This is a genomic window from Duganella sp. SG902 (assembly GCF_013376005.1).
Classification (GTDB): Bacteria; Pseudomonadota; Gammaproteobacteria; order Burkholderiales; family Burkholderiaceae_D; genus Rugamonas.
Window position 1 is genome coordinate 698760 of record NZ_JABMJK010000002.1, and the last position, 8338, is coordinate 707097.

12 protein-coding genes are annotated in these 8338 nt (G+C 62.1%); 11 read left to right on the top strand and 1 reads right to left on the bottom strand.

What is annotated here, in order from left to right:
• Positions 1-5: 5 nt before the first annotated feature.
• The gene (locus FHW83_RS06620) at positions 6-1001 is read right to left on the bottom strand and encodes a DUF4351 domain-containing protein (protein WP_176645541.1); all 996 of its coding nucleotides are present in this window, start codon (positions 999-1001) and stop codon (positions 6-8) included.
• A 163-nt stretch (positions 1002-1164) separates the two neighbouring features.
• Here FHW83_RS06620 and ftsB point away from each other — a divergent pair, with 163 nt between their 5' ends.
• The 11 genes from ftsB (at position 1165) to FHW83_RS06675 (ending at position 8209) form a co-directional block, all read left to right on the top strand.
• Entirely contained in the window at positions 1165-1494 is a 330-nt protein-coding gene (gene ftsB, locus FHW83_RS06625; protein WP_176645542.1) for a cell division protein FtsB, read from the top strand.
• A gap of 8 nt (positions 1495-1502) precedes the next feature.
• Positions 1503-2303 (top strand): hypothetical protein, encoded by an 801-nt coding sequence (locus tag FHW83_RS06630; protein ID WP_229224044.1) that lies wholly within the window; start codon positions 1503-1505, stop codon positions 2301-2303.
• Positions 2304-2306: 3 nt separating this feature from the next.
• Positions 2307-2687: a VOC family protein gene (locus FHW83_RS06635; RefSeq protein ID WP_176645543.1), complete on the top strand. Its 381-nt coding sequence runs from the start codon at positions 2307-2309 to the stop codon at positions 2685-2687.
• Positions 2688-2767: 80 nt separating this feature from the next.
• Positions 2768-3733, top strand: a complete 966-nt coding sequence (locus tag FHW83_RS06640) for a L,D-transpeptidase family protein (RefSeq protein WP_373997169.1) — start codon at positions 2768-2770, stop codon at positions 3731-3733.
• A 49-nt stretch (positions 3734-3782) separates the two neighbouring features.
• Positions 3783-4094 carry a DUF4124 domain-containing protein gene (locus tag FHW83_RS06645; RefSeq protein ID WP_176645544.1) on the top strand — a complete coding sequence of 104 codons (312 nt, stop codon included), beginning with the start codon at positions 3783-3785 and terminating at the stop codon, positions 4092-4094.
• A gap of 30 nt (positions 4095-4124) precedes the next feature.
• Positions 4125-4505, top strand: coding sequence for a VOC family protein (locus FHW83_RS06650; protein WP_176645545.1), 381 nt, complete (start codon positions 4125-4127; stop codon positions 4503-4505).
• The gene (locus tag FHW83_RS06655) at positions 4502-5200 is read left to right on the top strand and encodes an aspartate/glutamate racemase family protein (RefSeq protein ID WP_176645546.1); all 699 of its coding nucleotides are present in this window, start codon (positions 4502-4504) and stop codon (positions 5198-5200) included. The genes FHW83_RS06650 and FHW83_RS06655 overlap by 4 nt, the downstream gene beginning before the upstream one ends.
• Positions 5197-6033, top strand: coding sequence for a hypothetical protein (locus FHW83_RS06660; RefSeq protein WP_176645547.1), 837 nt, complete (start codon positions 5197-5199; stop codon positions 6031-6033). The genes FHW83_RS06655 and FHW83_RS06660 overlap by 4 nt, the downstream gene beginning before the upstream one ends.
• Before the next feature lie 16 nt (positions 6034-6049).
• Positions 6050-6688, top strand: coding sequence for a glutathione S-transferase (locus FHW83_RS06665; protein WP_176645548.1), 639 nt, complete (start codon positions 6050-6052; stop codon positions 6686-6688).
• 7 nt (positions 6689-6695) lie between these two features.
• Positions 6696-7226: a gamma carbonic anhydrase family protein gene (locus FHW83_RS06670; RefSeq protein WP_176645549.1), complete on the top strand. Its 531-nt coding sequence runs from the start codon at positions 6696-6698 to the stop codon at positions 7224-7226.
• 479 nt (positions 7227-7705) lie between these two features.
• Positions 7706-8209: a hypothetical protein gene (locus tag FHW83_RS06675; RefSeq protein ID WP_176645550.1), complete on the top strand. Its 504-nt coding sequence runs from the start codon at positions 7706-7708 to the stop codon at positions 8207-8209.
• Positions 8210-8338: the final 129 nt, after the last annotated feature.

Here is an 8338-nt window from a genome sequence, read left to right on the forward strand (position 1 = left end):
CTTTTTTATTTGAAGACTTGCTTCAGCGATTGCGCCTCCGCCAGCGCGTCGCTCCAGGTCTCCAGCTGCGCCAGGCTGGCCTTGGCCAGCTTGTTGCGGGCAGCTTGCGGCAGTGGCCCGAAGCGTTTTGTGAGCAGCCGTTCCAACAATGCCACCGCACCCTCCCTGCGTCCCTGCTCCAGTCCTTGTTCCAGGCCCCGTTCCAAGCCCCGTTCCAGTCCTTGCTCCAAGCCCTTCTTGATACCATCGTTGAAAAACATTTGCTCCAAAGGATTGAGTAATTTCATATTGTGTTCCCTTCCCATCTGGCGGATGGCTTGCCAATAACGTCGTTCGTACGGCTCGGGCAAGGTCATCATCCAGTTGATCGCGTCGAATAAAACAAGTATGCGCTTTTTGTGCCAGCGGTGGCGGAACAGGAGCGCGGTCAAATGCAGCTTGGCGCTGTAGAGTTTGTTTGGATCATGATGCGCAAGCTGCGAGCGCCGGTGCGCCAGCGTGAGCCAGGCGACCGGATTATCCGAAGCCTCAAGCGCACTGGTGTCAACCGCGTAGTCGAGCAACTTGGCGGTACCGAAGGAAAACGCGGACGTCGTATTCTCAAACTGCTGGTGGAAGCTGTCCGGGCGCCAGCGCGGATGCGCGTCGGCCAACAGCGCCAGGCTGGCTACCGGCAAACTATAAGCCTCGCTGATGCGGGAGTGATAGTCATGCATGCGCTTTGGCAGTGCGGCGTCGCGCTGTGCCTGGACTTCAATGTGGACCAGTCCTCGTTGCCCATCGCGCATAGAAACTTCAGCCACCATGTCGGCCAGCATGACATTCGGCACGCCGCCCAAGCCGGAACGGGCGAATTCCTTGTCGCGGAAGCGCGGCCGTTGCCGCCAGTCGATGCGCGCGCCGAAGTCGGGAAAGTAAAAGTCCAGAAATGCGCGCAAAGCATGCGACAGCACGGCTTTCCACGGCAAATCGTAACGGGCGGACGGCGCGGTATTGGGCATGGGGCCAGTCTGCATTCTTATCGCCACCGCCCGCATGACAAAATGCAAACCAAGGCTGGATTCCGGCAAGCACACACAGCCGCGTTACGCAGGCAGTGTCGTTATATAATGGCGGCAATTGTGCAATACTCGGCCGGGCTCGCCCTGGCGCTGCCATTTTTCTATGCGTTTGATTACTTTGGCCCTGGCCTTCCTGCTGCTGCTAATCCAATACCCGCTGTGGCTGGGGAAGGGCGGCTGGCTGCGCGTGAAGGACTTCGAGGCGCAGGTGGACGTGGCGCACAAGAAGAATGCGGAACTGATCGCCCGCAACGCCAAGCTCGATTCCGAAGTGCGCGACCTCAAGGACGGCACCGGCGCGGTCGAGGAACGGGCTCGCTATGAGCTCAGCATGATCAAGCAAAACGAGATTTTCGTGCAAATCGTCGGCAAGGGGCAGGCTGCCGCCCTGGCCCCGCTGGCGCCCAAGCCGGCGGAAACGCCCCAACACTGAGACCTGACATGACGCTGCGCGCTGGCATTACGCTGATGTTGGCCGTCGCTGCCGCGCCGCTTGCCGCGGCGCCTGTCACGCAATGCATCCCCATCCGCGTGGGCTATATGGACCAGAACCGCCCGCCGTACTGGCTCGGCGAGGGCGACAAGGTGCCCGATCCGCCCGGCGCGGCGGTCGACCTGATCCGCGACGCCGTGCTGGGCGCCGGTTTCGGCTGCGCGCCGATCTGGGTGCGGCTGCCGGTGGCGCGCCTCAAGCTGGCGCTGGCCAACGGCGACATCGACCTGGCGCCGCTGGGCGAACTCAGTTTCTATCCGGCCGAGATCGCGCTGCCGCGCGACAAGCACGGCAACATCGACCTCGAACGCGCGCTGCACAACAAGGTGCTGGTGCTGGTGCGCGCCAGCGACAAGCTGCCCGCCAACACCGATCCCATGCAATATTTCAAGGACAAGACACTCGGCATCTCACAAGGCAACAGCTACGCCGCGCGTCTGCGCGAAGCCGGCCTGACGCTGGACGAGGGCGGCCGCGACCTGGAACGCAACATCGAAAAGCTCAAGCTGGGCCGGGTCGCCGGCGTGGTGGTGGCGGCGGTCACGCCGGCCCACCTGAAGCAGACGCTGGAGAAGTACAAGGGCACCGTGGTGCAGTTGCCGCAGCCGCTGCTCAACATCCGCCTGTGGCTGGCCTTCAACGACAATTTCTATCGCGCGCACCCGCGGGAAAGCGAGGCGCTCTGGACCTGGCTGGACAAGAACCGCGGCCGTCTCGGCTACGTCATGCAACGCTACCGCAAGGATTAAACCATGCAACACATCAGCGCCATCAGCTTGTTTGTTGAGGATCTGCCGGCAGCCCGGGCGTTTTACCTGGACGTGTTCGGCGTGCCGGTGGAATATGAAGATGCCAACTGCACGGTGGTGAAGTTCGAGAACGTGCTGGTCAACCTGCTGCAGATCGCCCACGCGCCCGAGATCGTGGCGCCCGGCGCCGTCGCCGCGCGTGAAGCGGGCGCGCGCTTCCAGCTCAGCATCTGGGTGTCCGACGTGCAGGCCGTGTACGAACGCCTCAAGCAGCGCGGCATCGCCATCAACGGCCCGCTGGACCGCCCTTGGGGCCTGCGCACGATAAACTTTACCGACCCGGCCGGCCACAGCTGGGAAGTCGGCCAGCAAATCACCGCCTGAATGCCATCGCTGGCTATCGAAGCAGCCGGCAGGCAGCCGGTAGGCTAGAATAAGCTCCCAATTTTTCGTACGAGTCTGGCTTGAGAGTTTTGTTCTTTGCTTGTGCGCTGGCGGCGGCGCGTGTCGATGCCGTCGAGCCGGTGCTGTCGGCGGCCAACACGCTGAGCGCGGCGCAGCGGGCCCAGCCTGTGACGGCCCGCGCGAGCGGCCCGAATGTCCTGCGCGCCCAGGTTCTGCTCGATCGCGCGCACTTTTCCCCCGGCGAGATGGATGCGGCGTATGGCGGCAATATGCGGCAGGCGATCCGCGGCTTCCAGAAGCTGCGCCAACTGCCGGTGACGGGCAATGTCGATGCCGCCACCTGGAAGGAGCTGGAGCGCGACGATGCGCCGGTGCTGGCGGTCTACACGCTGACCGCGCAGGATCTCGCCGGGCCCTATGCCCAGGTGCCGGCCGACATGGCGGGCAAGGCCAAACTGGCGGCGCTTGGCTACGCCAGCCTGCTCGAAGCGCTGGGTGAGCGTTTCCATTGCAGTCCGGAGCTGATCCGCCGCCTGAATCCGGGCCGCCCCCTGAAGCGCGCCGGCGAGCCATTGCTGGTGCCGAACGTGGCCATCATCAAGCCGCTGCCGAAGGCGGCCTCGGTGCTGGTCGACGCGAAAGAGGGCACGCTGACCCTGCTCGATACCGGCGGCACGCCATTCGCGCAATTCCCGGCCAGCACCGGCAGCAAGCACGATCCGCTGCCGGAAGGACGCTGGCAGGTGCGCGGCGTCGCCACCAATCCGGAATACCGCTACAACCCGAAATTGTTCTGGGATGCCAAGGCCGGCGACAGCAAGGCCCGCATCGCCGCCGGCCCCAACAATCCGGTCGGGCTGGCGTGGATCGACCTCTCCATCGAGCACTACGGCATCCATGGCACGCCGGAGCCGGGCAAGATCGGCAAGACCCAGTCGCATGGCTGCGTGCGTCTGACCAACTGGGATGTGATGCAGGTGGTGCGAGCCGTCGCGCGCGGCGCCACGGTATTAATGCAATCTTAGTGACATTTCAATAGATTTCCACGCGGAAAAACTTTGTAGAATCGGCCTCATGCCGAAACTACTCACCACCATCATGCTGTGCACCTTGCCGCTGCTGGCGCAGGCCCAGGTCTACAAATGGGTCGATGACAAGGGTGTGGTGCACTACAGCGACAACAAGTTCGAGGCCGGCGAGGCGCCGGTCAAGGAGCTCAAGCCGAACGGGCCGCCGTCGCCGGTGCTGCCGGCCGGCGTGACGTGGCAGGAGCGCGATGCCGAGTTCCGCCGCAAGCAGCAATACAAACTGCTGGCGCCGACCTACCGTCCGCGCGAACTGCAGGCGTCCAACTGCCGGCCCGACGCGCGTGCCGTTTGCCGCTAGGCTGATCTACAATGACCGCAGGAGGTGCACATGGCCATTGAACTGGATCACCTGATTATCCCCGCGCGCGACAAGGTCGCCGCCGCCCAACTGCTGGCGGAATTGCTGGACGTGCGCTGGTCGCCCACCGGCATAGGCCCGTTCGCTCCGGTGTTCGTCAGCGACAGCCTGACCATCGATTTTGACACCTGGCCCGAGCCGATTCCACTGACGCATTACTGCTTCCGCGTCAGCCAGCCGGAGTTCGATGCCATCCTGGCGCGCATCGCCGCCAAAGGCATCCCTTATCGCAGCTCCGTGTTCGGGCCGGTCGACAACGCGGTCGGCAAATGGAACGACGGCAGCATCGTCTACTGGAATGAGCCGGATGGCCACCAGTGGGAAATCCTCACAGTCAGCTACGCACGATGAAAACCATAGGACTCATTGGCGGCATGAGTTGGGAATCCACCGTGCCCTACTACCGGCAGATCAACGAAACCATCAAGCAGCAACTGGGCGGCCTGCATTCGGCCAGGCTGGTGCTGTACAGCGTGGACTTCCATGAAGTCGAGCGCCTGCAGCATGCCGGCGACTGGGATGCGGCCGGCGCCATGATGGCCGACGCCGCGCGCGCCTTGCAGGCGGCCGGCGCCGACTTCATCGTGTTGTGCACCAACACCATGCACAAGGTGGCGCCGGCGATCGAGGCGGCGGTGCGCATCCCGCTGTTCCACATTGCCGACCCGACCGCGCGCGCCATCAAACAGGCGGGGCTGCGCAAGATCGGCCTGCTCGGCACGCGCTTCACCATGGAGCAGGCGTTCTACAAGGAACGCCTGCGCGAACAGCACGGCCTCGACGTGGTGGTGCCGGAGCCGGCCGACCGCGACATCGTCCACCGCATCATCTACGAAGAACTATGCCTCGGGCAGATCGTCGACAGCTCGCGCGCCGAATACCGCCGCATCATTGCCGCACTGGTGGCGCAGGGCGCGCAAGCCATCATCCTCGGCTGTACTGAAATCTCGCTGCTGGTGGCGCAGCGGGACGCCAGCGTGCCGCTGTTCGACACCACCGCCATCCACGCCCAAAGCGCCGCCCTGTGGGCGCTCGATCACACATGAACCGACTCCTCTGCATGCTTGCCGCCAGCGCGGCCATTGCCGCACACGCAACCGCCGCACCGTCCGACGAAGCCGGCTTCACCGAATTTGGCGCCACCGCATTGCGGGCCGAACTGGGCGCCGAGGTGCCACTCAAGGTGAAGGGACCACTGAGCCTGCAGATCGACGATCTGCAAGTCAATCTCGACCGCGTCTACGCCTTCTGCCGCAACAACGCCAAGGATTGCGATGGCGCGATGGGCGCGTTCAGCAAAAAAGTCGCGGCCTTCCTCAAGGAACGTAACACGCCGGTGGACACCAAAGCCGTGCTGCTGGCCATCCGCGGCAGCGCCTATCTGAAGAATGCGCAGGCGGCGCTGGGCAGCGAAGCGCCTGCGCTGGAAATTCGTCCGCTGACCGAGGGCCTGGTCTCGGTGGCGATGCTCGACACGCCCAGCACCGCGCGCCCGCTCAACGTCAAGGATGCGGCCCGCCTGTCCCTGTCGGACGACCAGCTGTTCGCCCTGGCCGCGAAGAACCTGCAAGCGTCGCTGGAACCGCTGAGCAGCAAGGCCAAGCCTGTCGGCAGCGGGCAGATCGGCACCTTGAAGGGCGGCTACTACGAAAGCGGCCGTGTCGCGCTGGTGTCGGACTGGGCCGGCCTGGCGGCGGCGCAAGGCGGCACATTGTTGATCGCGGTGCCGTCGCCGGACGTTATACTCTACATTTCAGAGTCCTCTGCGACCGCGATCGATGCCCTGGCTGCGCTGGCCAAGTCGGCCGCTGCCAAATCGCAGACGCCGTTGTCGCCTGCGGTGTTCAAGTGGAGCGCGGAGGGCTGGCTGAAGCAATAATCTCAATGGAGTCAACATGAAACTGATCGGCATGCTCGATTCGCCTTACGTCCGCCGGGTGGCGGTGTCCCTGCAATTGCTGGGGATACGCTTTGAACACCAGTCGCTGTCGGTGTTCAGCACTTACGATCAGTTCCGTCAGATCAATCCGGTGGTCAAGGCGCCGACTCTGGTGGACGAGGACGGCAACGTGCTGATGGACTCCACCCTGATCCTGCAATACGCGGAATCGATCGCGCGTCCCTCGGCGCGCCGCACGCCCACCATGCCGACCGAGCTGATGCGCTCCCTGCGTCTGCTGGGCTTGGCGCTGGCTGCCTGCGACAAGGCGGTGCAGATCGTCTACGAGCACAATGTGCGTCCGGCCGAGAAATTGCACCAGCCGTGGCTGGAGCGCGTCACCCAGCAAATGCGCGCCGCGCTGGATCTGCTCGAAAACGAGCAGCGACAAGACTCGCTGCCCGCCACCAGCGACACCATCCCGCCGGCCGGCGTCATGATCGCCGTCACCTGGCACTTCATCCAGCAGATGCTGCCGGAAATCGCGCCAGCCGCCAACTACCCGGCACTGGCCGCATACTCGCGCCTGGCCGAAGCGCTGCCCGAATTCCAGGCCGCGCCGCATGGCGATGGCACTTACCAAGCTCAATCCTGAAAATCTCATGCCTGTTTCTTCTTACCTGAACACCTCGCCGCAACTGGGCGAGGGCTTGTACATGCACCCGTCGGCCACCGTGATTGGCGACGTCACCGTCGGCAAGGACTGCTCTATCTGGTGCAACACCGTGCTGCGCGGCGACGTCAACCGCATCGTCATCGGCAACTGCACCAATGTGCAGGACTTTGCCATGGGCCACGTGTCGCACAAGAACGCGGCCAAGCCGGATGGCTCGCCGCTGATCATCGGCGACTATGTGACCATCGGCCACCAGGCCATGCTGCATGGCTGCACCATCGGCAACGAAGTGCTGATCGGCATGGGCGCCATCATCATGGATGACGTGGTGGTGCAGGGCCAGGTCATGGTCGGCGCCGGCAGCCTGGTGTCGCCGGGCAAGGTGCTGGAAAGCGGCCACCTGTACGTCGGCCGCCCGGCCGCCAAGGTGCGGGCGCTGACGGCGGAGGAAATCGCCTACCTCAAATACTCCGCCGAACACTACGTGCGCGTGAAAAACAACTACCTGCAGGGATGATGTAGCGATTTTGTACTGAGTGGGACTTGATCTGCCCCGCGTATCAGGTACGAGGCAGACTCTGCCCCTTTGCCGTCATTCCGGCGCAGGCCGGAATCCATAGGTCAGACGTATGCCAGCGAAATATGGATTCCCGCTTTCTCGTGAATGACGGAACGACGGCAACGCAGCCAGAAGCGGCCGGAGACCGTGTAAGCGCTTGATAGATTTTAGAAAGAAATGAACCAAGACCCCGCACCATACCAGGCTATAAAACTGCAGGGCGCTTCTGCGGAAGATGTATATCGCAGGGCACTGGCAGATGGTTTTAAAAAGCATGAATGCCTAGCTCTTTTAATGGGAGTGTATGGTCTCGAATTGGAAATGGCTCGAAGAATTGGGCACGAGGTCTATCGGCAGGAGCACAGCAGCTCTAGTGCTTCCACTCGACTGTAACCGGCCAAAACCGGACATCGATTCCTCATCTCAGCTTGAAGTCTATGTTTCGAAAATTAATCAATTCAAACTTGTCGCATTTATTTGGGGCACTAGCGTTCACCTTAGTGGGAGTTTCCGGTGCTCTGAAAGGTGAAGTTTCATGGTGGCCTGTTGCATTTTTTGGACTTTGTGCTTTGATTTTCCTAATGCAGCAGCTTGGATGGCGCCCATATCTCAACAAATTAGAGCTTTCTTCTTGGGGAATTCGTCGTACATTTGGCCCTCAGCTGCGCGCTAAGAAAATTGAAGAACTAGCTTGGAATGACGTCTCCAAGATCGAAGTCGAAACGACTGATGCGGGACCTGCAGCGGATGATATGTTCTTTTGGATACACGGATCGAACGGCAAAGGAGTTATCATCCCAAGCGAAATGGCGGGGCAGCATCAGCTGGTAATGGAACTTCAGTCTCGTTTCCCAGATCTGGATAATCGGGCTCTAGCGGAAGCTTCCGGTTGTTGTGTCAATCGCTATTTCCTTCTATGGGAGAAGGGGCCCTCGGAATAGGCGGCAGCCGGCCAGCAGCAATGGGATGGACTCCTGTAATGACCCAGTGAATTCCTGCTCAGGTGATAATACTGAAAGGACATCACGTGAGCATGGTTATGGAAGAGGAAGTTAAACGTTGGACTGCAA

Coding starts and splice junctions, on each gene's coding strand:
- FHW83_RS06620 (WP_176645541.1), bottom strand. CDS start 1,001: ATGCCCAATACCGCGCCGTCCGCCCGTTACGATTTGCCGTGGAAAGCC.
- ftsB (WP_176645542.1), top strand. CDS start 1,165: ATGCGTTTGATTACTTTGGCCCTGGCCTTCCTGCTGCTGCTAATCCAA.
- FHW83_RS06630 (WP_229224044.1), top strand. CDS start 1,503: ATGACGCTGCGCGCTGGCATTACGCTGATGTTGGCCGTCGCTGCCGCG.
- FHW83_RS06635 (WP_176645543.1), top strand. CDS start 2,307: ATGCAACACATCAGCGCCATCAGCTTGTTTGTTGAGGATCTGCCGGCA.
- FHW83_RS06645 (WP_176645544.1), top strand. CDS start 3,783: ATGCCGAAACTACTCACCACCATCATGCTGTGCACCTTGCCGCTGCTG.
- FHW83_RS06650 (WP_176645545.1), top strand. CDS start 4,125: ATGGCCATTGAACTGGATCACCTGATTATCCCCGCGCGCGACAAGGTC.
- FHW83_RS06655 (WP_176645546.1), top strand. CDS start 4,502: ATGAAAACCATAGGACTCATTGGCGGCATGAGTTGGGAATCCACCGTG.
- FHW83_RS06660 (WP_176645547.1), top strand. CDS start 5,197: ATGAACCGACTCCTCTGCATGCTTGCCGCCAGCGCGGCCATTGCCGCA.
- FHW83_RS06665 (WP_176645548.1), top strand. CDS start 6,050: ATGAAACTGATCGGCATGCTCGATTCGCCTTACGTCCGCCGGGTGGCG.
- FHW83_RS06670 (WP_176645549.1), top strand. CDS start 6,696: ATGCCTGTTTCTTCTTACCTGAACACCTCGCCGCAACTGGGCGAGGGC.
- FHW83_RS06675 (WP_176645550.1), top strand. CDS start 7,706: ATGTTTCGAAAATTAATCAATTCAAACTTGTCGCATTTATTTGGGGCA.